Origin of the sequence: Amycolatopsis benzoatilytica AK 16/65 (assembly GCF_000383915.1) — a bacterium.
Taxonomy (GTDB): Bacteria; Actinomycetota; Actinomycetes; order Mycobacteriales; family Pseudonocardiaceae; genus Amycolatopsis; species Amycolatopsis benzoatilytica.
Genome location: NZ_KB912942.1, coordinates 4,409,084 through 4,430,938, shown reverse-complemented (window position 1 = coordinate 4,430,938; position 21,855 = coordinate 4,409,084). Strand labels below are relative to the sequence as shown.

Genomic DNA, 21,855 nt, shown 5'->3' with positions numbered 1-21,855 from the left:
TAGTCTCGATCGAACTTTACAGCATTGTTGGAGAGTTTGATCCTGGCTCAGGACGAACGCTGGCGGCGTGCTTAACACATGCAAGTCGAACGCTGAANCNGNTTCGGNNGNGGATGAGTGGCGAACGGGTGAGTAACACGTGGGTAATCTGCCCTGCACTCTGGGATAAGCCTGGGAAACTGGGTCTAATACCGGATANGACCANNGGNGGCATCNTNGGTGGTGGAAAGTTCCGGCGGTGCAGGATGAACCCGCGGCCTATCAGCTTGTTGGTGGGGTAATGGCCTACCAAGGCGACGACGGGTAGCCGGCCTGAGAGGGTGACCGGCCACACTGGGACTGAGACACGGCCCAGACTCCTACGGGAGGCAGCAGTGGGGAATATTGCACAATGGGCGCAAGCCTGATGCAGCGACGCCGCGTGAGGGATGACGGCCTTCGGGTTGTAAACCTCTTTCGCCAGGGACGAAGCGCAAGTGACGGTACCTGGATAAGAAGCACCGGCTAACTACGTGCCAGCAGCCGCGGTAATACGTAGGGTGCGAGCGTTGTCCGGAATTATTGGGCGTAAAGAGCTCGTAGGCGGTTTGTCGCGTCGGCCGTGAAATCTCCACGCTTAACGTGGAGCGTGCGGTCGATACGGGCAGACTTGAGTTCGGCAGGGGAGACTGGAATTCCTGGTGTAGCGGTGAAATGCGCAGATATCAGGAGGAACACCGGTGGCGAAGGCGGGTCTCTGGGCCGATACTGACGCTGAGGAGCGAAAGCGTGGGGAGCGAACAGGATTAGATACCCTGGTAGTCCACGCTGTAAACGTTGGGCGCTAGGTGTGGGCGACATCCACGTTGTCCGTGCCGTAGCTAACGCATTAAGCGCCCCGCCTGGGGAGTACGGCCGCAAGGCTAAAACTCAAAGGAATTGACGGGGGCCCGCACAAGCGGCGGAGCATGTGGATTAATTCGATGCAACGCGAAGAACCTTACCTGGGCTTGACATGCGCCAGACATCCCCAGAGATGGGGCTTCCCTTGTGGTTGGTGTACAGGTGGTGCATGGCTGTCGTCAGCTCGTGTCGTGAGATGTTGGGTTAAGTCCCGCAACGAGCGCAACCCTTATCCTGCGTTGCCAGCGCGTCATGGCGGGGACTCGTGGGAGACTGCCGGGGTCAACTCGGAGGAAGGTGGGGATGACGTCAAGTCATCATGCCCCTTATGTCCAGGGCTTCACACATGCTACAATGGCTGGTACAGAGGGCTGCGATACCGCGAGGTGGAGCGAATCCCTTAAAGCCGGTCTCAGTTCGGATCGCAGTCTGCAACTCGACTGCGTGAAGTCGGAGTCGCTAGTAATCGCAGATCAGCAACGCTGCGGTGAATACGTTCCCGGGCCTTGTACACACCGCCCGTCACGTCATGAAAGTCGGTAACACCCGAAGCCCATGGCCCAACCCGCAAGGGAGGGAGTGGTCGAAGGTGGGACTGGCGATTGGGACGAAGTCGTAACAAGGTAGCCGTACCGGAAGGTGCGGCTGGATCACCTCCTTTCTAAGGAGCACAACACATCCGCGTCCCCGGGATACCCGGAACCAGGGCGCGGGGTGGCTCGGGCTCGGAAGCCGAATGTGTTTCCGTCCGGGTTGCTCAAGGAATTGTGGAACTACTGGTTACGGGTTCTCGCGGTGGTGATGCCGCCGACCTAGTACTGCGGGGCTTCGGCTTCGCGTGGAACGGCGGCCGCGGATCCGGGCGGGTTCTTGTTCGCTGGCGCGCTGTTGGGTCCTGAGGCAACACACGTTGTTTCTGGTGTGGTGTTTGAGAACTGTAGAGTGGATGCGAGCATCTTTGTGGTCAAGTTGTTAAGGGCACATGGTGGATGTCTTGGCTTCAGGAGCCGATGAAGGACGTGGGAGGCTGCGATATGCCTCGGGGAGCTGTCAACCGAGCTGTGATCCGAGGATTTCCGAATGGGGAAACCCAGCACCAGTGATGTGGTGTTACCCGCCGGTGAATATATAGCCGGTGTGGAGGGAACGCGGGGAAGTGAAACATCTCAGTACCCGCAGGAAGAGAAAACAACCGTGATTCCGTGAGTAGTGGCGAGCGAAAGCGGAAGAGGCTAAACCGATTGCATGTGATACCTGTCAGGGGTTGTGTGGTCGGGGTCGTGGGACCTGCCTTGAGAATTCTGACAGATTCTCGGGTTGATGTGCTGGTTAGTGGAACGCCTTGGGACGGGCGGCCGGAGTGGGTGAGAGCCCCGTACGCGAAAACCAGTTGCATGAGCCTTGGCGGTGTTCCCGAGTAGCAGCGAGCTCGTGGAATTTGCTGTGAATCTGCCGGGACCACCCGGTAAGCCTAAATACTTCCTGGAGACCGATAGCGGACGAGTACCGTGAGGGAAAGATGAAAAGTACCCCGGGAGGGGAGTGAAAGAGTACCTGAAACCGTGTGCCTACAAGCCGTCAGAGCCGTTGAGGTGATGGCGTGCCTTTTGAAGAATGAGCCTGCGAGTTAGTGCTGCGTGGCGAGGTTAACCCGGGTGGGGTAGCCGTAGCGAAAGCGAGTCCGAACAGGGCGGTTGTAGTCGCGTGGTCTAGACCCGAAGCGGAGTGATCTACCCATGGCCAGGGTGAAGCGACGGTAAGACGTCGTGGAGGCCCGAACCCACTTAGGTTGAAAACTGAGGGGATGAGCTGTGGGTAGGGGTGAAAGGCCAATCAAACTCCGTGATAGCTGGTTCTCCCCGAAATGCATTTAGGTGCAGCGTCGCATGTTTCACCGCGGGGGTAGAGCTACTGGATGGTCTAGGGGCCTTACCGGGTTACCGAAATCAACCAAACTCCGAATACCGTGGTGTGAGAGTGCGGCAGTGAGACGGCGGGGGATAAGCTTCGTCGTCGAGAGGGAAACAGCCCAGAACACCAGCTAAGGCCCCTAAGTGTGTGCTCAGTGGGAAAGGATGTGGGATTGCCCAGACAACCAGGAGGTTGGCTTAGAAGCAGCCACCCTTGAAAGAGTGCGTAATAGCTCACTGGTCAAGTGGTCCTGCGCCGACAATGTAGCGGGGCTTAAGCACACCGCCGAAGCTGTGTCATTGACACTTTAGATCGGCGTTCGTCCTTGAGGCGGGCGTCCAGTCGTGTTGATGGGTAGGGGAGCGTCCTGCATCCGGTGAAGCGGCGGCGGAAGCCAGTCGTGGAGGGTGCGGGAGTGAGAATGCAGGCATGAGTAGCGAATGCAGAGTGAGAAACTCTGCCGCCGGATGACCAAGGGTTCCTGGGCCAGGCTAATCCGCCCAGGGTAAGTCGGGACCTAAGGCGAGGCCGACAGGCGTAGTCGATGGACAACGGGTTGATATTCCCGTACCCGAGCATGTGCGCCCATGGCGAGGCGGTTGACACTAACCACCCGAAGCCGGCGTCGAAGTCTTCGGACGGAGGCGTCGTGTGGAGCGTGGGACCTGATTCCGTAGTAGTCAAGCGATGGGGTGACGCAGGAAGGCAGCTCTGCCAGGCGATGGTTGTCCTGGTGTAAGCGTGTAGGCCGNNANNNAGGCAAATCCGNNTNNCANGAGGCTGAGACGTGATGCGTAGCCGTTTGAGGTGAAGCGAGTGATCCTATGCTGCCGAGAAAAGCCTCTAGTGAGTGCATGCACGGCCCGTACCCCAAACCAACACAGGTGGTCAGGTAGAGAATACCAAGGCGATCGGGTGAACTGTGGTTAAGGAACTCGGCAAAATGCCCCCGTAACTTCGGGAGAAGGGAGGCCAAGCGCGGTGATACCCCTTTGCGGGTGGAGCTGTGGTTGGCCGCAGAGACCAGCGGAAAGCGACTGTTTACTAAAAACACAGGTCCATGCGAAGTCGCAAGACGATGTATATGGACTGACGCCTGCCCGGTGCTGGAACGTTAAGAGGACCGGTTAACTCATTTCGGTGGGTGAAGCTGAGAATTTAAGCGCCAGTAAACGGCGGTGGTAACTATAACCATCCTAAGGTAGCGAAATTCCTTGTCGGGTAAGTTCCGACCTGCACGAATGGCGTAACGACTTTCCGGCTGTCTCGACCACAGGCCCGGCGAAATTGCATTACGAGTAAAGATGCTCGTTACGCGCGGCAGGACGGAAAGACCCCGGGACCTTTACTATAGTTTGGTATTGGTTTTCGGTTCGGCTTGTGTAGGATAGGTGGGAGACTGTGAAGCTCGGACGCTAGTTCGGGTGGAGTCGTTGTTGAAATACCACTCTGGTCGGATTGGGAATCTGAACCTCGGACCGTGATCCGGTTCAGGGACAGTGCCTGATGGGTAGTTTAACTGGGGCGGTTGCCTCCTAAAGAGTAACGGAGGCGCCCAAAGGTTCCCTCAGCCTGGTTGGCAATCAGGTGTCGAGTGCAAGTGCACAAGGGAGCTTGACTGTGAGACAGACATGTCGAGCAGGGACGAAAGTCGGGACTAGTGATCCGGCACCTCCTGGTGGAAGGGGTGTCGCTCAACGGATAAAAGGTACCCCGGGGATAACAGGCTGATCTTGCCCAAGAGTCCATATCGACGGCATGGTTTGGCACCTCGATGTCGGCTCGTCGCATCCTGGGGCCGGAGTAGGTCCCAAGGGTTGGGCTGTTCGCCCATTAAAGCGGCACGCGAGCTGGGTTTAGAACGTCGTGAGACAGTTCGGTCCCTATCCGCCGCGCGCGCAGGATACTTGAGGAAGGCTGTCCCTAGTACGAGAGGACCGGGACGGACGGACCTCTGGTGTGCCAGTTGTCACGCCAGTGGCATGGCTGGTTGGCTATGTTCGGAAGGGATAACCGCTGAAGGCATCTAAGCGGGAAGCCTGTTCCAAGATGAGGTATCCCACCCCTTTGTGGGTTAAGGCCCCCAAGAGACGATTGGGTTGATAGGCCAGAGATGGAAGCACAGTAATGTGTTGTCGAGTCGACTGGTACTAATAGGCCGAGGACTTGCCTACGAAGATGTTGCGCATCCACTCTACGGTTCTGAAACACCACACCGGCTGTCACCGGATACCGGGTGGCGGGTGTGTGTTGTTTCGGAGTGTTTCGGTGGTTTTAGCGTCAGGGAAACGCCCGGTCCCATTCCGAACCCGGAAGCTAAGCCTGATTGCGCCGATGGTACTGCAACCGAAGGGTTGTGGGAGAGTAGGACACCGCCGAACTCAACCAACAGGCTGGGTCCCGGTCGAGAACCCCCAACAGGTTCTCCCGGGGCCCAGCTTTTTTCATGCATCCACGACCACGCTCGAACAAGCAAGGCCCGGCCCCACCCAGGGGACCGGGCCTTCGTCATGCCCAGGGGCCGGCCTTCGCCACGTCCGGATCAGCCGAACCGCCTCACTCCGGCCGCCGCAGCAAGTAGGTGTCCATGATCCACCCGTGGCGCTCCCGAGCGGCAGCCCGAACTTCCCGAATCTCCGCCGCCAGCGCCGCGTCCAACGGGCCGGACCGCAGGATCTCGTCCGGCGTCCCTACGTACGCGCCCCAGTAGATCCACAGCCCCCGATCCGCATACTGGTCGAACGTCGTATGCGCGTCCAGCAGCACGAAGACGTCGTCGGCATCCTCCGGCCATCCCTCTGCCAGCCGGCGGCCGGTCGTCAACTGCACCGCGCGGCCGATCTGATTCATCGTCGTGCGATGCCGCGCCACGAGCGCCGAGATGCTGCTGATCCCCGGCACCACTTCGTAGTCGAACGCCACGTTCCCGCGCGCCAGCACTGCCTCGATCAACGCGATCGTGCTGTCGTACAGCGCCGGGTCGCCCCACACGAGGAACGCGCCGGTCTCGCCGTCGGCCAGCTCGTCGCGGATCAGCCGCTCGTAGACGTCGGTCCGCAGCTGATGCCAGTCGGCGACCGCGGTGCGGTAGTTCGCGGGAGTGCGGTCCCGGTCCGGGTCCTTCGCGCTGACGACGCGATACCCAGGCCGGCTGACGAACCGATCGAGGATGTCCTGCCGGAGCCGAACCAGGTCGGCCTTCGCGCTGCCCTTGTCGAGCACGAAGAACACGTCGACGCGATTCATCCGGTCGACCGCCTGGACGGTCAGGTGTTCCGGGTCGCCGGCGCCGATCCCGATCGCGTAGATCTTCCGCATCCACGCAGTCTCCCCTGACGGGTAACCGGCCTCACTCCTGGGTCGACTGGCCGTTCCTACCCCCTAGGGGTATAAAGGAGTCAGTAGTCGAGAGCACCATGAGGAGCAAGGCTATGACTGAAGCCATCTACACGGTCGAGGGCATGACCTGCGGGCACTGCGTCGCGTCGGTGAAAGAGGAGGTCGGCGGCCTGGACGGCGTCCAGGCGGTCGATGTCGACCTCGCCACGGGTGCGGTGAAGGTAAGCAGTGCCGCGCCGCTTTCGCGCGAAGCCGTCGAGGCCGCCGTCGCGGAGGCCGGTTACCAGGTCGTCGCGTAACAAGGAGTGACATGAGCACCACGACGCCCGCCCCGGCGCAGTCGATCGAACTCGTCATCGGGGGGATGACCTGCGCGTCGTGCGCTGCTCGCGTCGAGCGCAAGCTCAACAAGGTCGAGGGCGTCACTGCGAGCGTGAACTACGCGACGGAGAAGGCGCACGTCGAATACCCCTCCACGGTGTCGGTCGACGATCTGGTGGGCGTCGTGGAAGCGACCGGCTACACCGCGCGGGCGCCGGAACCGGAGACGGCCGAGACGGCCGAGCAGGACGAAACCCGGCCACTGCGCGACCGACTCGTGTACTCGGCGGTCCTGACCGCCCCGGTGGTCTTGCTGGCCATGGTTCCCGCACTCCAGTTCACCAACTGGCAGTGGCTGTCGCTGACCCTCGCGGCACCGGTCGTGGTCTGGGGAGCGTGGCCGTTCCACCGCGCCGCCTGGACGAACCTGCGCCACGGCGCGGCGACCATGGACACGTTGGTCTCGCTCGGCGTCTCGGCGGCCACCCTCTGGTCGCTGTACGCGCTGTTCTTCGGCACTGCGGGCATGCCCGGGATGCGGCACGGGTTCGAGTTCGGCGTTTCCGCCGGCTCCGGGGTCGACAACATCTACCTCGAGGTCGCGGCCGGGGTGACGACGTTCCTCCTCGCCGGCCGATACTTCGAAGCGCGATCGAAGCGGCGGTCCGGTGCCGCGCTTCGGGCGTTGCTCGAACTCGGGGCGAAAGACGTGGCGGTGTTGCGAGACGGGCGCGAGCAGCGCGTCCCGGTCGAGCGGCTGCGGGTCGGGGACACCTTCGTGGTGCGGCCTGGCGAGAAGATCGCCACCGACGGGGTGGTGACGGAGGGCAGTTCGGCTGTCGACGTCAGCACGGTCACCGGTGAATCGGTGCCCGTCGAGATCGCGACAGGCGACGGCGTCATCGGCGCGACAGTGAACGTCGGCGGGCGCATCACGGTTCGAGCGACCCGGGTCGGCTCGGATACCCAGCTCGCGCAGATGGCGCGGCTCGTCGAGGAGGCACAGAACGGCAAGGCCGCGGTCCAGCGGCTGGCGGACCGCGTGTCGGCGGTCTTCGTGCCGATCGTGCTGGTCTTGGCGGTGGCTACAGCGGTCGCGTGGCTAGTCGCCAGCGGAAACTCTGCCGAAGCGGGCACGGCCGCGGTTGCCGTGCTGATCATCGCCTGCCCGTGCGCGCTGGGGCTGGCGACGCCGACCGCCCTGCTGGTCGGGACCGGCCGGGGCGCACAGCTCGGCATCCTGATCAAAGGTCCGGAAGTGCTCGAGTCGACTCGTCGCGTCGACACCGTGGTGCTGGACAAGACCGGCACGGTCACGACTGGGCGGATGAGTCTGGTGGACGTCCACGTCGGCGACGGTGTCACGGAGAGCGAGTTGTTGCGATACGCGGGCGCGGTCGAGGACTCGTCGGAGCACCCGGTCGGGCAGGCGATCGCGGAGGGCGCGAGGTCGCGCGTCGGGGATCTTCCGCCGGCGACTGAGTTCCGGAACGCGGAGGGGCTGGGCGTTTCCGGACTGGTCGAGGGGCTGCCGGTGCTCGCCGGTCGCGCGGCGTTCTTGGCGGACCGGAGCGTCGACGTCGACGAACGGCTGGCCGAAATGAAGTCCGCTGCGGAAGAACACGGCGCGACGGCGGTGCTCGTCGCGTGGGACGGCGTGGCACGGGGCGTACTGGTCGTGGCCGACACGATCAAGCCGACGTCGGCGCAGGCGGTCGCCGAACTGCGGTCGCTCGGCCTGCGGCCGGTCTTGCTGACCGGCGACAACGCGGGCGCGGCTCAGGCGATCGCGGATGCCGCCGGCATCTCCGAAGTCGTGGCCGAGGTGCTGCCGGCCGAGAAGGTCGCCGTAGTGAAGCGGCTGCAGGCGGAGGGCCGAGTCGTCGCGATGGTCGGCGACGGCGTGAACGACGCGGCCGCACTCGCGCAGGCCGACCTCGGGCTCGCGATGGGCACCGGCACGGACGCGGCGATCGAGGCCAGCGACCTGACGCTGGTCCGCGGCGATCTGCGCGCGGCGGCAGACGCGATCCGGCTTTCCCGACGCACGCTCGGCACGATCAAAGGGAACTTGTTCTGGGCGTTCGCCTACAACGTCGCGGCCTTGCCGCTGGCGGCGTTCGGCCTGCTCAACCCGATGATCGCAGGGGGGGCGATGGCGTGCTCGTCGGTGTTCGTGGTGTCGAACAGCTTGCGGTTGCGACGGTTCCGGGCTGGGTGACCCTGGAGACCGGGCCGGTGGCGGATTGTGTCGCCGCCGGCCCTTCGGGTCGGTCGGCCCAGGTCAGGACCGGACGAGCCGGGCGATCGCGTCGGAGGCTTCGCGCACCTTGAGGTCCGCCTCTTCGCCGCCCGCTGCCGCGGCTTGGACCACGCAGGTCGCCAAGTGCTCGTCGAGGAGTTCGAGGGAGAACGACTGCAGCGCCTTCGTCGCCGCGGACACCTGGGTCAGGATGTCGATGCAGTACTTGTCTTCTTCGACCATGCGCTGCAAGCCGCGGATCTGGCCTTCGATCCGGCGCAGGCGCTTGAGATATGCCTCTCGTTCACTGCCGTAGCCGGTCATCGCGCATCTTCCCCTTCTCGCATCCCCGTGGTTCACCACCGATGATACCCGCCCGGTGTATCCGGGTCCGGCGTTCAGCCGGCGGCGGCCGTCTCCGGGACCTCGGTGACCGCGGACGTCCGGCGCTGGTTCGGCACCGGAGTGCCGTCCGGTGCTAGCTCGGCGTTCGCCGTGGCCAGGAGTTCGCGGGCACCGCGCAGCGCGGTCTTGACCCGGTGCTGGACGGCGACGAGTTCGGAGACTCTGCGCTCCGCGTCGGCGACGATCCGGGCGGAATGGTCAGCTGCTTCCCGGACCGCCTGGTCGGCTTCGAGGCGGGCGGCGGCGGTGCGGTCGGAGATCTCGCGCAGCGCGTCCGCGCGGCGGTCCGCCAGTGTGCGGGTGAGGTGTTCTTCCAGCCGGCGTCGTTCTTTCGCGGCTGCTTCGTCCGCGGCTGCCCGTTCCTCGGCCGCGCGACGGAGAAGATCTTCGTGTTCTCGCCGCTGTCGCGCGCGGTCCTCGACCACGGCTTCGACCAGCGCGTGTTCCTTTTCGGTGAGACGGACGGCTTCCGCTTTCGCGTCGGAGACGATCCGCGCGGCGGCGCCTTCGGCGCGGGAGACGATTTCCGCGGCTTCCTCGCGGGTCAGCTCGACCATCCGGCGGGAGCGTTCCTGCAGCGCGTCCGGTTCGATCGGGGTGCGGCTGATCCGGTCGACTGTCGCGCGCAGCTCGCGATTGCGCTCGGCCAGTTCGTCCGCGCGCCGAGCCGCGGCGTCGCGTTCGGCTGCCAGCCGCCGGAACTCGTCCTGCGCCCAGGCCACGAATTCGTCGACCTGGCCGCGCTGGTAGCCGCGCCATGCCGACTCGAAGGACGGCCGGACGGACGTCAGGTCCTCGCCACCGACGGGGGCCATGCTCTCACCTCCCATTTGGATGGTTTCTCCTCGGCGCTCGTTTTTCTTGCCGCACCGGGAAATTCCGCGTTGCCTCCAGTGTGCCTGAAGTCCGGCGATCCGGGGACGTCCGGTCCGGTCAATCTTCGAGCGGATCCTCCGTGCCGGTCGCAGTGCTTCGCACGCCGGGCAATTCGGCCAGTTCCGCGGTGAGCTCGGGAAGATCGCCGCGCCCCTGCAGCATCAGTGTGACCACCGCGATCCGTTGTCCCTCTTCGGAAACTGTTTCGCGATCGACGGCGACCCGGTGCACCGCCCAGCCCCGGTCGGTGCACGCGGTCAGTACCGAGCGCAGCACGCCGTGTCCGTCGGCGTAGCTCAGCCGAAGGACCGGCGGCTGCCGGCGATGGCGTGCGACGAACCGGGAAAGCGGCGGGAACCCGCGAGTGATCACCACCAGCCCGGCAGTGGTCGCGACCGCGAGCACCGGCAGCCCGGCCCCGCTCGCGACACCGACCGCCGCGGCGAGCCACACCGTCGCGGCGGTCGTGAGGCCGCGCACCGCGTCGCGCCGCACGAAGATCAAGCCGCCGCCGACGAAGCCGATGCCGGAGACGATCTGCGCGGCGATCCGGGACGGGTCGAGCGCGACGTGCTCGATGCCGAGCAGATCGGCGAAGCCGTACTTCGACACCAGCATGAACACTGCCGACCCGACGCCGACCAACGTGTGCGTACGCAGGCCGGCCTGCTTGTTGCCGACCTCGCGTTCGATACCGATCACCGTGCTCAGCAGCAGCGCGAGCAAAACCGGCGGCAGCAGTTCCCACTGCTCGCCGGTGGACCAGAGAGCGTGCACGGACATACCTCCTCTCCTGTACTCTGCCCGGCTCCCGGAGAGTCCGCGCGCCCGGCCAGGCGACCGCGCCTAAGCTCGGGCAATGGCCCGCTACTTCGACGTGCATCCGCAGAACCCGCAGCGCCGCGCGATCGGCCAAGTGGTCGACATCCTGCGCAACGACGGGCTGATCGCGTACCCGACCGACTCGTGCTTCGCGCTCGGCTGCCAGATCGGCAACCAGCAGGGGATGGAGCGGATCCGCACCATCCGCAAACTGGACCACCGGCACCATTTCACGCTCGTCTGCCAGGACTTCGCCCAGCTCGGCCAGTTCGTGCACGTCGACAACGCGGTGTTCCGGGCCATCAAGGCCAGCACGCCCGGCGCGTACACGTTCATCCTCCCGGCCACCAAGGAAGTGCCGCGGCGGCTGCTGCACGCCAAGAAGAAGACCGTCGGCGTGCGGATCCCCGACCACGTGGTGACTCAGGAGCTGCTCGGCGAACTGGGCGAGCCGATCCTGTCGAGCACGCTGCTGCTGCCCGACTCCGGCGCACCGCTCACCCAGGGCTGGGAGATCAAGGAAGAACTCGACCACGTGCTGGACGCCGTCCTCGACTCCGGCGACTGCGGCGTGGAACCCACCACCGTGATCGATTTCTCCTCCGGCGAGGCGGAGATCGTGCGGTACGGGGCGGGGGACCCGTCCCGGTTCGAGTGACCTGGGCCGGCATCGTTGTGCCTGCCGGACGAGCTTGCCGTGCTCGGCACGCCCGGCTGCTCGACGGCATCGCCGCACGGCTCCGCTAGGTTGGGGCGTGCCTGGACCGCCTACCGGGGGAGACGCCGTGAAGTTCCTGCTGACGATGCATATGAACCCCGCCGTCTGGGAGGGGCTGAGCGAGGAGACCCGGCAGGGGGTGATGGACGGGCACGCGAATTTCATCGCGAAGATCCGGGCGTCCGGAGAGCTGATCAACACGCAGGCGCTCGGCGGGCCGGACGACAGCGCGGTCGTGCGGGTGCGCGGCGGGGTACCGGCGGTCACCGACGGTCCGTACGCGGAGTCGAAGGAGTTCCTGGCCGGCTTCTACCTGGTCGAGTGCGAGAGCCGGGACCGGGCGATCGAGGTCGCCGCGATGATTCCGGACGCCGCTATCGACGGGCTCGGCATCGAGGTCCGGCCGGTGGCGTACTTCGCTGACGCGGAAACCGACGTCGACCTCGGTTGATGACGGACGCCGGCGAGCTGCTGCGGCCGCTCGTGCCGCAGGTGCTCGCGACGCTCGTGCGGCGGTACGGGCAGTTCGAAGCGTGCGAGGACGCGGTGCAGGAAGCCGTGCTCGCGGCGATCGAGCAATGGACCGCGGGCGAGGTACCGGACAATCCCCGGGCTTGGCTGCTGACGGTCGCCACCCGTCGGCTCACTGACCTCTGGCGCAGCGAGAGCGCGCGTCGGCGGCGGGAGGAAACCGCCGCCGTGCAGGAGGTCGCGCTGACCGCGGTCGTCCCCGGACCAGAGGACGAGCAGCTGCCAGCCGAGGACGACACGCTCACCTTGCTGTTCTTGTGCTGTCATCCGGCGATCACTCCGAGCTCCCAGGTGGCTCTGACGTTGCGCGCGGTCGGCGGGTTGACGACGGCTGAGATCGCTCGCGCGTTCCTCGTTCCGGAGGCCACCATGACGCGCCGGATCACGCGAGCGAAGGAAAGCGTCGCGGCGGCAGGCTCGGTTTTCGCGCCGCCGTCCGCCGCGGACTGGCCGGCCCGGCTGCAGGTCGTGCTGCATGTGCTGTATCTGATCTTCAACGAGGGATACACCGCGACGTCCGGCGAGGACTTGCATCGGGTCGAGCTGTCCGAGGAAGCGATCCGGCTGACGCGCGCAGTGCACGCGTTGCTGCCGGACGACGGCGAGGTTGCCGGCTTGCTCGCGCTGATGCTCCTCACCGACGCGCGGCGGCCGGCGCGCACCGGCCCGGACGGGGCGCTGACGCCGCTGGCCGAGCAAGACCGTCGACAATGGACAGTGTCGCTGATCGTCGAGGGCCTGGAACTGGTGAACCGGGTCCTGGGTCGCGGCCCGGTGGGGCCGTATCAAGTGCAGGCGGCGATAGCGGCGTTGCACGACCAGGCGGCCGGTACCGATTCGACCGACTGGCCGCAGATTCTCGAGCTCTACACCCTGCTCGAACAGCTCGCGCCCAGCCCGGTGACGAGGTTGAACCGGGCGATCGCGGTCGCGATGGTCAACGGCCCTGCGGAAGCTCTTGAGCTGTTGACGACGCTGGAAGGCGACGCGCGGCTGACGCAGGGGCATCGGCTGGATGCGGTGCGCGCGCACCTGCTCGAGCTGGCCGGCGAGACGTCGGCAGCGCGCGAGCACTACCTGCGTGCGGCGCAACGCACGAGCAGCATGCCGGAACGGCGATATCTCCGGGCGAAGGCGGCGAGGTTCCGCACACCTGGAGAGTAGGGCCCGCCCGGTCAGCCGGTGCGGTCCGTCCGTTCCAGGAGGAAGACGCGGATCTCGCGGTGTGCGGCGCGTTCGGCGTAACGGTCGTAAGCCGGCCAGTAGGAAGCGACGGCGTCCCACATCTCCTGTCGTTCGGGGTCTTGCAGAAGCCGGCCGCGCACGGGCACGGTGCGGCCGTGGACGGAGATCGTCGCGTCGGGGTGGGACAGGAGGTTCGCGGTCCAGGCGGGATGGCGTTCTCCGCCCCAGTTCGAGCCGATGACGACGTAGCCGGTCGGACGTTCGACGTACAGCAGCGGGACCTGCCGCGGCTCGCCGGTCGTGCGGCCGATCGTGGTGAGCAGAAGAGTGCGCAACCCGACTGCCGCGCCTACGCCCAGTCGGCCGCCGGTGACGCGGAGCAGGAGCCGGTCCGCTGGCATCATCGCCTGGCCGAAGGCGGCGAATGCTTTGCTGCGGCCCAAACCGGCGAAGACTCTGCGCAGTTCCATGGCTGGCAGCCTACGGGGCGGGACGGGCCGCGGCTGGCAGGCGGGCTGCCCCTGAACCGCACTGGAAGCCCCGCCGGTCGGCCGGTCATCCCCGAAAACTAGGCCTGGGCGGCTGCTCCGGTCAGCTTCAGCAGCGAAGCCGTCAGCGCCGGCGCCTGGTCCACCAGGTAGAAATGCCCGCCCGGATAGGTAGTGATCGTGAAGTCGCCGGTGGTGTGGGCCGACCAAGCCTCCACGTCGGCGACAGGGGCGTGGGGGTCCGCGTCGCCGGTGTGGGCGTGCAGCGCGGCCTTCAGCGGGCCGGGGCTCGGGCGGTACGTTTCGATCGCCGTGTAGTCGGCTCGCAAGGCCGGCAAGATCAACTCGCGCAGTTCCGGGTCCTGCAGGACGCGCGGGTCGGTGCCGTCCAGGGCCTGGATCTCGGCCAGCAGGGCGTCGTCTCCCCGCAGGTGCACGTCTTCCTCGACCAGCCGGGACGGGGCGCGGCGGCCGGAAACCACCACCGCGGCAGGGGAGACGCCTCGGGCTTCCAGCCGCAGAGCCACTTCATAGGCGACGGTCGCGCCCATGCTGTGGCCGAACAGCACCACCGGCAGGTCGAACCAGGACGCCAGCGCCTGGGTGATCGCGTCCGCCAACTCCGGGATGCTGCGCAGAGCGGGCTCGGCCATCCGGTCTTGCCGGCCGGGGTACTGGACGGCCAGCACGTCCGCGGCGGGGGCGATCGCTTTCGACATCGAGTGGAAGAACGCGGCCGAGCCGCCCGCATGCGGCAGGCACACCAAACGGGCGGGAGCGTCGTCGGCGGGGTGGAAGCGGCGTAGCCACGGGTCCCTCATGCCCGCGACCCTACCGGGCAACGGGCTGCCGACGATCGGCGAAGCCGTACCGAGGAGCAGCTACTGCACGTCGCGGAGCGCGACGCGCGCGAATTCGATCTTTTCGTACGGGCCAGTGGCACCGGTCTCGTACAGGACGCCGACGGTGCTGCGGTCGGCTTGCACCAGGTCGGAGTAGCCGGCCGGGGACGGCGTCAGGGTCCGGCCGGGATGCCAGGTCCGGCCGCCGTCCTGGCTGATGCGCAACTGCATCGTCTTGCGCATCGTCGAGTCGGACGGGCCCGAGTACAGCAGGACGCGGCGGTCGGTCGTTTGCAGGACGCTGCCTTCGACCTTCGGGCCGGAAATGGCCGGCTGGACCTGGTAAGGGCGGGTCAGGGTGCGTCCGCCGTCGGTGCTGTAGGCGTCCAGACGGTGGTCGGGAGCGGAGCCTTGGTTGCGGCTCGAGAAGTAGACCGTTCCGTCTGGCAGTTCGGCGGCGGTGGTTTCGTTGGGGGCGATGACGCCGTCCTGCGGGGCGTCGACGAAGCCGATGTGCCAGGTCCGGCCGTCGTCGTCGCTGTAGAGGTCGTGGCCGCCGTAATATTTGGCTTCGGTGCCGACGTCCGGCGAACCCGCCGGCGGCGCGGCGGAGTGGTTGGCCGGAACGACGATCCGGCCGGCGTAGCGGCCGTGCTTCAGCAGCGTTGCGTGTCCGGGACCGGTGGCGTACCAGCGCCAGGACGGCAGTTTCGTCGTCGCGGTGAGATCGCGGGCCGCGCTCCAGGTGCGGCCGTTGTCGGTGCTGCGGCGGACGTAGACCCGGCGGGTGTCTTGCTCGGACACGGTGCCGGACATGATGTCCCGCTCGCTGACAGGTCCGTTGTGGACGGTCAGCAGGACGAGGTCGCCGTTGCGTGCTGCTACCGGAGCCGGGTTTCCGGCGGTGCCATCGCCGTTGCTGTCCACTACCTGCAGGGGGCTCCAGGTGCAGCCGCCGTCGCGGGAGGCCGGCGTCACCCGCGCGACCGCCACCCGAGCCGATGCCGGCCCAGCACCTCGATCAGCTCGTCCTTCCGCTCGCCCACCTCGGCGTGGCTGCCCATGATCCCGACCGCGGCGACGGTCCGCCCGTTCTCCACGACCGCGACCGACACGCCGTCCGCCTCCGTCGACGCGTTCGGGGCGGCGGCCAGCCGTTCGGACTGGATTCGCGGCAAGGCCTGCAGAAAACGCTCGACCAGTTCGGCGTCGCCCGGCGGCAGCGCGGCGATCTGCGCCCAGAGGTCCCGGTTCTCCATCGCCGCCAGCAGCACCCAGCCGGTCGACGTCCGGATCGGGGAGCGGCGCACGAAGCCTTCGGCGAGGTATGCGTACCGCGGGTCGTGGGAGGCGTAGTCGACGTAATAGAGGTCGCTGCCGACCACGATGGCCAGCACCGCGGTCATCCCCGTTTCCGCGTGCAGTGCTTCGAGGTCTTCGTGCGTCACCGTCGTCACGGTGGGGCGGCCGGCGAGGCGGGTGAGCAGGAACGGGGCCGGGCCGAGGGTGTACCGGCGGTCGTGTTCGTCGAGGTACCCGGTCGCGACCAGTCCGTTGACGAGGCCCTGGATCGAGCTCATCGGCGCGTCCAGCTCCCGCGCGAACTCGGTGAGCGTGACCCCGTTCCGGGAGCGGGCGGCCCGGTCCAGGATGGTCGACACCCGGTCGATCATCCGGTGGTGCGGCCTCGGGCGGCCGTCCGGCGTGGGGTGCGTCGGCATCGGGTGCTTTCTTTCCTCAGGGTGATCGGGAACTTTACCCGCGCCAGGGTGTTGCGTAAATACGTATTTTGATGCCAGTATGCGTAGCGAGGAGGTGTCGTCGTGGACATGCCGCTGGACGGGGTCGTCGTCGCGGACTTCAGCCGGGTGCTGGCCGGTCCGCTGGCCTGCGTGAACCTGGCCGACCTCGGTGCGACCGTGATCAAGGTCGAGCGGCCGGGGTCCGGCGACGACACCCGCGGCTGGGGACCGCCCTGGACGGCGCACTCCAGCTCCTACTTCGAGTGCGCCAATCGCTCCAAGCGGTCCGTGGTGCTCGACCTGGGCGACCCGGGCGACCAGGTGCTGGCGCGCGAACTGGCTCGCCGCGCGGATGTGCTGGTGGAGAACTTCCGCGCGGGGGCGCTGCGGCGGCGCGGCCTGGACTACGAGTCGGTGCGCGCGGACAATCCCGGCATTGTGTACTGCTCGGTGTCCGGCTTCGGCGGTGACGCGGATCTGCCCGGCTACGACTTCCTCGTGCAGGCGATGGGCGGTCTGATGAGCATCACCGGTGCGGCGGACGGAGAACCGGCCAAGGTCGGTGTCGCGCTGGTCGACGTGCTCGCGGCGAAGGACGCGACGATCGGCATTCTCGCCGCGTTGCGCGCCCGCGAGGCGACTGGGCGCGGGCAGCAGGTCGAGGTGAACCTGTTGTCCAGCCTGCTCGGCTCGATGGCGAATCAGGCGTCCGCGTACCTCGCCACCGGCATCGCACCGCGGCGGATGGGCAACGCGCATCCGTCGATCGCGCCGTATGAAACCTTGCGGTGCAAGGACGACGTGCTCGCGTTGGCGTGCGGCAACGACGGGCAGTTCGGCAAGCTCGCCGAAGTCCTGGGCGTGCCGGAGCTGGCCGGCGACGCGCGATTCGCGACGAACGCGGAGCGCGTGCGCAACCGCCCGGAACTCCGGGCCGCGCTGGAGGCCCGGCTCGGGACCGACACCGTCGCCGCATGGGCGGAGAAGCTGACCGAAGCCGGCGTGCCGGCCGGGCCGGTCGGGGATCTCGCCGACGGGTTCCGGCTCGCCGAATCGCTCGGCCTCGCGCCGACCGTGCCGGTGGGCGACGGCGCGCCGCCGCAGGTCCGCCATCCGATCGGCTATTCGGAGACGCCGGTCGCCCGCTACACCGCCCCGCCCCGGCTGGGGCAGCACAGCGACGAGATTCGCCGCTGGCTCGCAGAGGAGAAGAAATGAGCGCCACGAAATCCCTGCCGCCGCTGGACCCGCGCGACCCCGCCGGGCTGGCCGACCTGTTCACCGACGACGAGAAGGCGATCCAGGCCGCGGTCCGCAAGGTCTGTGCGGAGCGGATCGACCCGTACGTCGGCGACTGGTTCGAGCGCGGCGAGCTGCCGGACGTCCGGGGCCTGGCCAAGGACCTCGGGTCGCTGGGCGTGCTCGGAATGCACCTGGAGGGCTACGGCTGCGCCGGGATGTCGGCGACCGAGTACGGCCTGGCCTGCTTGGAGCTGGAGGCGACCGACTCGGGCATCCGCTCGCTGGTGTCCGTGCAGGGCTCGCTGGCGATGTTCGCGATCTGGCGGTGGGGTTCGGAGGAGCAGAAGCAGGAGTGGCTCCCGCGGATGGCGGCGGGCGACGCGATCGGCTGCTTCGGGCTGACCGAACCGGACGCCGGTTCCGACCCGGCCAGCATGCGCACCCGCGCCCGGCGCGACGGCGGCGACTGGCTCCTCGACGGCCGGAAGATGTGGATCACCAACGGAAGCGTCGCCGACGTCGCGGTGGTGTGGGCGCAGACCGACGAGGGCGTTCGCGGGTTCGTGGTGCCGACCGACACCCCGGGCTTCTCCGCGCCGGAGATCAAGCACAAGCTGTCGCTGCGCGCGTCGATCACCAGCGAACTGGTCCTGGACGGAGTACGGCTGCCGGCGGACGCGGTGCTGCCGGAGGTGACCGGCCTCAAAGGACCGTTGAGCTGCCTGAACGAAGCCCGGTTCGGCATCGTGTGGGGTTCGGTCGGCGCGGCCCGGTCCTGCCTGTACGCGGCGATGTCCTATGCCCAGGACCGCACGCAGTTCGGCAAGCCGATCTCGGCGTTCCAGCTGACCCAGCAGAAACTTGTCGACATGACGCTGGAATACACCAAGGCGTTGCTGCTGGCTGTCCACTTGGGACGGCGCAAGGACGCCGGTGCGCTGCGGCCGGAGCAGGTCAGCATCGGCAAGCTCAACAACGTCCGCGAGGCGATCGAGATCTGCCGCACCGCCCGGACGATCCTGGGCGCGAACGGGATTTCCCTGGAGTACCCGGTGATCCGGCACATGAACAACCTCGAATCGGTGCTGACCTACGAGGGCACCGTCGAGATGCACACGCTGGTGCTGGGTCAGGCGATCACCGGGCAGTCCGCGTTCCGCTGAGCCATCGCGGCGAGTGCCAGCGCCGCGGTCAGCATGCCGAGCCCGGCGAGCGTCCAGCCGAGGAAGCCGAAGGTCAGCACCAGCGGGACCAGCACGATCGGTCCGGTGATGCGGGCCAGCGCGGTGCTGGTGGCGAACAGGGCCTGGTACTGGCCTTGGTGCCCTTCGGGAGCGAGGCTGAACGCGAGATGCCAGCAGCCGGCGGACGCGGTCGTTTCGGCGAGCGTGAGCAGGAGCGCGCCGATCAGCGCGACGACTACCGGCTGGCTGGTGGCGCCGAGCGAGCCGAACACCGCGCAGGCCGCGATCAGGAACAGGCCGGCGAAAGCCAGCGAGCGGCGGGCGGTCCGGGCGTCGCGCACCTGGCGGCTGATCGGCAATTGCAGCACGACGACGAGGACGGTGTTGGCCAGCAGCACGATCGCGGACGTCCATTGTGGAGCGGATCCGCGCGTGACGATCCACAGCGGAAGGGTGACGCTGAGGATCGGCATGGTCAGCTGGGTTACCGCGGCCAGCACCGTCATCGTCACGTAGCGGCGGTCGCGCAGGGCGGGCCAGCCGGACTGGCGTTCGGCGGGGGCGTCCGGTCCGGCGTGCAGGTAGAGCGCGGTGGCGAACAGGAACAACCCGGCATCGACGGCGAACACCGTGCCGGCGTTGGCACCGGAGGCGAGAACCAGAGCTCCGAGGCCGGATCCGACGCCGATGCCGATGTTCACCGCGGTGTGCAGCACCGCGCGGGCCCGGACCCGGCCTTCCGGGGCCACCACCGTCGCGACGACGGCTTGCCGGCCCGCCGCGAGCGCGCTCTGCCCGCAGGCGAAGAGCGCGCACGCGGCGATGTAGGTGGAAACGTTGCGCGCCACGGCGAACAGCAGCAGACTCGCGACCGCCGCGACAGTCGCGGCGGCGAGAGCTCGGCGGGCGCCGATCCGGTCCAGCAGGGTTCCGAACGGAACCGTGGTGGTCAGGCTGGTCGCCGCGCCGAGGGACAGGCCCAGAGCCACGATCCCGGCCGGCAGGCCGACCCGGGTGGTGAAGTGGACGGCGGATACCCCCAGGACCGCGCCGTCCCCCGCGGACGTCAGGGCTTGTGCGGTGGCGAGCCGTCGGATCGCCGTGCGCGCGTTGTTCATGCCGGGCTGACCGACCAGCAGCGGGTGGTCACGCCGACCGTGTTCCACATGTTGATCGCGGTGAGCAGCGAAACCAGTGCGGCGGTTCCTTCCTCGCCGAACGCCGCGACGGCTTCGGTGACGGTCGCTTCGGGCACGTGCGTTTCGGCGAGGCGGGTGACGTCCTCGGTGAGGGCGAAGGCGGCTCGCTCGGCGGCGGTGAACAGGCCGAACTCCGCCCAGGCGGCGATCGCGTCGACCCGCTGGGCGGAGACGCCGGCCTTGCGCGCGGCCCGGGCGTGCATGTCGACGCAGTAGGCGCAGCCGTTGATCTGCGACGCACGCAGCCGGACCAGTTCGCGCAGGCCGTGGTCGATGCCGGCCTGGTCGAGCTGCTCGGTCGCGGCGTCGTCGAGCGTGCTCATCGCTCGGGAGAAAATCGGGGCGAGAGCGTCGAAATCGAGGCGCTGGGGGATCGTGACGAGGGCGTCTTTCGTGGTGGTCATGGACTCAGATTAGGGCGCGAATGGACCGAGTTCCTGGCCAATCCGAAGCTAAGAACTCAGACCATTTGCCAGTGCGTCCGCGGCTAGAGCGAGCGCCCGCGCGGCGCGCGCGGACGACACCGCGCCGTAGCCGATGACGACTCCGGCGCGGGTCTCGTCCCCGCCGGGAGCGCGGTAGCCGGACAGCCCTTCGAGGGCGACGCCGAACTGGCGAGCCGCGGCGACGGTGCGTTCCTCGGCGGCTTGGCCGGGCAACTCGACGAGGCATTGCAGGCCCGCGGCCAAGCCGCCCGGCCGCAGGTCCGGTACGCGTTCGGCGAGGAGGCGGGCGAACAGTTCGCGGCGGGTCCGGAAGGTGGCGCGGCGGCGGCGGACGGCGCGGTCGTACTCGTGGGACTCGATGAACCGGGCGAGGGCTTGCTGGTGCAGTCCGCTCGGGGTGACTCCGCTGAGCGTGCGCTGCCGCACCAGGTCCGGAAGGAACTCGGGCGGGGCGACTGCCCAGGCGACGCCGACCGCGGGGGCGAGGGCTTTGCTGGACGTGCCCAGGTAGACGACCCGGTCCGGGGCCAGCGCCTGCAGCGCGCCGATGCTGCGGCGGTCATACCGGAATTCCCCGTCGTAGTCGTCTTCCAGGAGCAGGGCGTCGCGGGCGTTCGCCCATTCGACGGCGGCGCGGCGGCGGTCCGGGGACAGCGGTACGCCGGTCGGGAATTGGTGCGCCGGAGTCAGGAACGCGGCATCGGCTTTCACCTCGGCCAGATCCGCGCCGTCGGCATCGATGCGGACCGGGACGATCTCCAGCCCGGCTTCGCCGATGATGCGCCGGTGCCGTTCGTGCCCGTACTCCTCGACCGCGATCCGCTTGCCGCCGCGCGCCCGGATGCTGCGGCAGGCCAACGCAAGCAGATCGCCGAAGCCGCTGCCGACCAGGACTTCCGCCGAGGTCACGACCACGCCGCGGGTGCGCGCCAGGTACCCGGCGAGGGTTTCGCGGAGCTCGGGGACGCCTTCCGGCGGCGCGTACGCGAATGCCGAAACCGGCATCTCGGCCAGTGCGCGCCGCGTTTGCGCACTCCATTGGGTACGGGGGAAGTCGCCTGCGTCGGCCAGACCGCCGCGCAGCTCGTACTCCGGGGCAGCGGCATGCTGCGCCGTTGTCGGCCGGGGCTGTTGCGGGGCGCCGGCGATCCAGGTGCCCGCGCCGACCCGGCTTTGGAGCCAGCCTTCGGCGGCCAGGCGGGAGTAGACCTCGGAGACGGTGCTGCGGGCGATGCCGAGGTCGGCGGCCAGCGCGCGGGACGCAGGCAGGCGAGTGCCGACGGAGAGCCGGCCGTCCACTACGGCTTCTCGGAGGGCGGTTTCGAGCGCGTGCGCGGGGCGGGTGGTGGAGACGGGAAGGAAGAGGTCGAGTCCGTCGGCCACTGATGCGCGCTTCATGCGCGGACTTTAGCTCGGGACAGAGGTCGAGTCTGGAGAGTCCGTGAAGGGCCCCTTCCGGGAATCCGATTCCCGGAAGGGG

18 protein-coding genes and 3 rRNA genes are annotated in these 21,855 nt (G+C 67.5%); 10 read left to right on the top strand and 11 right to left on the bottom strand.

Features of this window, described 5'->3' with window-relative positions; all coding sequences use genetic code 11:
- The first annotated feature begins 24 nt into the window (after positions 1-24).
- The 3 genes from AMYBE_RS0120355 (at position 25) to rrf (ending at position 5,174) form a co-directional block, all read left to right on the top strand.
- Positions 25-1,543, top strand: a 16S ribosomal RNA gene (locus tag AMYBE_RS0120355).
- A 301-nt stretch (positions 1,544-1,844) separates the two neighbouring features.
- A 23S ribosomal RNA gene (locus AMYBE_RS0120350) occupies positions 1,845-4,967 on the top strand.
- Positions 4,968-5,057: 90 nt separating this feature from the next.
- Positions 5,058-5,174 (top strand): 5S ribosomal RNA (rrf, locus tag AMYBE_RS0120345).
- The 16S, 23S and 5S rRNA genes sit together here, the layout of an rRNA operon.
- Positions 5,175-5,349: 175 nt before the next feature.
- On the opposite strand, the gene cobF is transcribed toward rrf, so the two are convergent.
- Positions 5,350-6,111 carry a precorrin-6A synthase (deacetylating) gene (gene cobF / locus AMYBE_RS0120340; protein WP_020661231.1) on the bottom strand — a complete coding sequence of 254 codons (762 nt, stop codon included), beginning with the start codon at positions 6,109-6,111 and terminating at the stop codon, positions 5,350-5,352.
- Between the two features lie 113 nt (positions 6,112-6,224).
- Between cobF and AMYBE_RS0120335 the strand changes: the two genes are divergently transcribed.
- Both AMYBE_RS0120335 and AMYBE_RS0120330 read left to right on the top strand, forming a co-directional pair.
- Entirely contained in the window at positions 6,225-6,431 is a 207-nt protein-coding gene (locus tag AMYBE_RS0120335; RefSeq protein ID WP_020661230.1) for a heavy-metal-associated domain-containing protein, read from the top strand.
- 11 nt (positions 6,432-6,442) lie between these two features.
- Positions 6,443-8,674, top strand: a complete 2,232-nt coding sequence (locus AMYBE_RS0120330; protein WP_020661229.1) for a heavy metal translocating P-type ATPase — start codon at positions 6,443-6,445, stop codon at positions 8,672-8,674.
- A 63-nt stretch (positions 8,675-8,737) separates the two neighbouring features.
- Here the strand turns inward: AMYBE_RS0120330 and AMYBE_RS0120325 are convergent, their stop codons facing one another.
- From AMYBE_RS0120325 to AMYBE_RS0120315, 3 genes are all read right to left on the bottom strand, one after another.
- Positions 8,738-9,019 carry a metal-sensitive transcriptional regulator gene (locus AMYBE_RS0120325; protein ID WP_009081418.1) on the bottom strand — a complete coding sequence of 94 codons (282 nt, stop codon included), beginning with the start codon at positions 9,017-9,019 and terminating at the stop codon, positions 8,738-8,740.
- Positions 9,020-9,093: 74 nt separating this feature from the next.
- A complete protein-coding gene (locus tag AMYBE_RS0120320) occupies positions 9,094-9,915 on the bottom strand; it encodes a DivIVA domain-containing protein (protein ID WP_020661228.1) in 822 nt (273 codons plus the stop codon).
- 118 nt (positions 9,916-10,033) lie between these two features.
- Positions 10,034-10,759 (bottom strand): MgtC/SapB family protein, encoded by a 726-nt coding sequence (locus AMYBE_RS0120315; RefSeq protein WP_020661227.1) that lies wholly within the window; start codon positions 10,757-10,759, stop codon positions 10,034-10,036.
- A gap of 76 nt (positions 10,760-10,835) precedes the next feature.
- Between AMYBE_RS0120315 and AMYBE_RS0120310 the strand changes: the two genes are divergently transcribed.
- The 3 genes from AMYBE_RS0120310 (at position 10,836) to AMYBE_RS0120300 (ending at position 13,211) form a co-directional block, all read left to right on the top strand.
- Positions 10,836-11,456 carry an L-threonylcarbamoyladenylate synthase gene (locus tag AMYBE_RS0120310; RefSeq protein ID WP_020661226.1) on the top strand — a complete coding sequence of 207 codons (621 nt, stop codon included), beginning with the start codon at positions 10,836-10,838 and terminating at the stop codon, positions 11,454-11,456.
- Between the two features lie 127 nt (positions 11,457-11,583).
- Positions 11,584-11,967, top strand: a complete 384-nt coding sequence (locus AMYBE_RS0120305; protein WP_020661225.1) for a YciI family protein — start codon at positions 11,584-11,586, stop codon at positions 11,965-11,967.
- Positions 11,967-13,211: an RNA polymerase sigma factor gene (locus tag AMYBE_RS0120300; protein ID WP_020661224.1), complete on the top strand. Its 1,245-nt coding sequence runs from the start codon at positions 11,967-11,969 to the stop codon at positions 13,209-13,211. Before AMYBE_RS0120305 ends, AMYBE_RS0120300 begins: the two co-directional genes overlap by 1 nt.
- 11 nt (positions 13,212-13,222) lie before the next feature.
- Here AMYBE_RS0120300 and AMYBE_RS0120295 read toward each other — a convergent pair whose 3' ends face one another.
- From AMYBE_RS0120295 to AMYBE_RS0120280, 4 genes are all read right to left on the bottom strand, one after another.
- Positions 13,223-13,702: a nitroreductase family deazaflavin-dependent oxidoreductase gene (locus AMYBE_RS0120295; RefSeq protein WP_020661223.1), complete on the bottom strand. Its 480-nt coding sequence runs from the start codon at positions 13,700-13,702 to the stop codon at positions 13,223-13,225.
- A gap of 98 nt (positions 13,703-13,800) precedes the next feature.
- Positions 13,801-14,541 carry a thioesterase II family protein gene (locus AMYBE_RS0120290; RefSeq protein WP_027927836.1) on the bottom strand — a complete coding sequence of 247 codons (741 nt, stop codon included), beginning with the start codon at positions 14,539-14,541 and terminating at the stop codon, positions 13,801-13,803.
- 60 nt (positions 14,542-14,601) lie between these two features.
- The gene (locus tag AMYBE_RS42045) at positions 14,602-15,540 is read right to left on the bottom strand and encodes a sialidase family protein (RefSeq protein ID WP_245573228.1); all 939 of its coding nucleotides are present in this window, start codon (positions 15,538-15,540) and stop codon (positions 14,602-14,604) included.
- A complete protein-coding gene (locus AMYBE_RS0120280; protein ID WP_020661220.1) occupies positions 15,537-16,283 on the bottom strand; it encodes a helix-turn-helix domain-containing protein in 747 nt (248 codons plus the stop codon). Before AMYBE_RS0120280 ends, AMYBE_RS42045 begins: the two co-directional genes overlap by 4 nt.
- Before the next feature lie 108 nt (positions 16,284-16,391).
- On the opposite strand from AMYBE_RS0120280, the gene AMYBE_RS0120275 reads away from it, so the two are divergent.
- Both AMYBE_RS0120275 and AMYBE_RS0120270 read left to right on the top strand, forming a co-directional pair.
- Positions 16,392-17,522 carry a CaiB/BaiF CoA transferase family protein gene (locus AMYBE_RS0120275; RefSeq protein ID WP_034288929.1) on the top strand — a complete coding sequence of 377 codons (1,131 nt, stop codon included), beginning with the start codon at positions 16,392-16,394 and terminating at the stop codon, positions 17,520-17,522.
- Entirely contained in the window at positions 17,519-18,709 is a 1,191-nt protein-coding gene (locus tag AMYBE_RS0120270; RefSeq protein WP_020661218.1) for an acyl-CoA dehydrogenase family protein, read from the top strand. Before AMYBE_RS0120275 ends, AMYBE_RS0120270 begins: the two co-directional genes overlap by 4 nt.
- Here the strand turns inward: AMYBE_RS0120270 and AMYBE_RS0120265 are convergent.
- The 3 genes from AMYBE_RS0120265 to pdxR are packed head-to-tail and all read right to left on the bottom strand — an operon-like array spanning position 18,676 to position 21,773.
- Positions 18,676-19,848, bottom strand: coding sequence for an MFS transporter (locus AMYBE_RS0120265; protein ID WP_020661217.1), 1,173 nt, complete (start codon positions 19,846-19,848; stop codon positions 18,676-18,678). The two genes, AMYBE_RS0120270 and AMYBE_RS0120265, sit on opposite strands and share 34 nt — an antisense overlap.
- Entirely contained in the window at positions 19,845-20,333 is a 489-nt protein-coding gene (locus AMYBE_RS0120260; protein ID WP_020661216.1) for a carboxymuconolactone decarboxylase family protein, read from the bottom strand. Before AMYBE_RS0120260 ends, AMYBE_RS0120265 begins: the two co-directional genes overlap by 4 nt.
- A 48-nt stretch (positions 20,334-20,381) precedes the next feature.
- Complete coding sequence (gene pdxR, locus AMYBE_RS0120255) at positions 20,382-21,773, bottom strand: MocR-like pyridoxine biosynthesis transcription factor PdxR (RefSeq protein WP_027927834.1); 1,392 nt, start codon at positions 21,771-21,773, stop codon at positions 20,382-20,384.
- Positions 21,774-21,855: the final 82 nt, after the last annotated feature.

Excerpts from the sequence above, each read along its gene's own strand:
- cobF (WP_020661231.1), bottom strand. The coding sequence starts at position 6,111 with ATGCGGAAGATCTACGCGATCGGGATCGGCGCCGGCGACCCGGAACAC.
- AMYBE_RS0120295 (WP_020661223.1), bottom strand. The coding sequence starts at position 13,702 with ATGGAACTGCGCAGAGTCTTCGCCGGTTTGGGCCGCAGCAAAGCATTC.
- AMYBE_RS0120320 (WP_020661228.1), bottom strand. The coding sequence starts at position 9,915 with ATGGCCCCCGTCGGTGGCGAGGACCTGACGTCCGTCCGGCCGTCCTTC.
- AMYBE_RS0120330 (WP_020661229.1), top strand. The coding sequence starts at position 6,443 with ATGAGCACCACGACGCCCGCCCCGGCGCAGTCGATCGAACTCGTCATC.
- AMYBE_RS0120290 (WP_027927836.1), bottom strand. The coding sequence starts at position 14,541 with ATGAGGGACCCGTGGCTACGCCGCTTCCACCCCGCCGACGACGCTCCC.
- AMYBE_RS0120300 (WP_020661224.1), top strand. The coding sequence starts at position 11,967 with ATGACGGACGCCGGCGAGCTGCTGCGGCCGCTCGTGCCGCAGGTGCTC.
- AMYBE_RS0120260 (WP_020661216.1), bottom strand. The coding sequence starts at position 20,333 with ATGACCACCACGAAAGACGCCCTCGTCACGATCCCCCAGCGCCTCGAT.
- AMYBE_RS0120315 (WP_020661227.1), bottom strand. The coding sequence starts at position 10,759 with ATGTCCGTGCACGCTCTCTGGTCCACCGGCGAGCAGTGGGAACTGCTG.
- AMYBE_RS0120270 (WP_020661218.1), top strand. The coding sequence starts at position 17,519 with ATGAGCGCCACGAAATCCCTGCCGCCGCTGGACCCGCGCGACCCCGCC.
- AMYBE_RS0120335 (WP_020661230.1), top strand. The coding sequence starts at position 6,225 with ATGACTGAAGCCATCTACACGGTCGAGGGCATGACCTGCGGGCACTGC.
- AMYBE_RS0120280 (WP_020661220.1), bottom strand. The coding sequence starts at position 16,283 with ATGCCGACGCACCCCACGCCGGACGGCCGCCCGAGGCCGCACCACCGG.
- pdxR (WP_027927834.1), bottom strand. The coding sequence starts at position 21,773 with ATGAAGCGCGCATCAGTGGCCGACGGACTCGACCTCTTCCTTCCCGTC.
- AMYBE_RS0120310 (WP_020661226.1), top strand. The coding sequence starts at position 10,836 with ATGGCCCGCTACTTCGACGTGCATCCGCAGAACCCGCAGCGCCGCGCG.
- AMYBE_RS0120325 (WP_009081418.1), bottom strand. The coding sequence starts at position 9,019 with ATGACCGGCTACGGCAGTGAACGAGAGGCATATCTCAAGCGCCTGCGC.
- AMYBE_RS0120275 (WP_034288929.1), top strand. The coding sequence starts at position 16,392 with ATGCCGCTGGACGGGGTCGTCGTCGCGGACTTCAGCCGGGTGCTGGCC.
- AMYBE_RS0120265 (WP_020661217.1), bottom strand. The coding sequence starts at position 19,848 with ATGAACAACGCGCGCACGGCGATCCGACGGCTCGCCACCGCACAAGCC.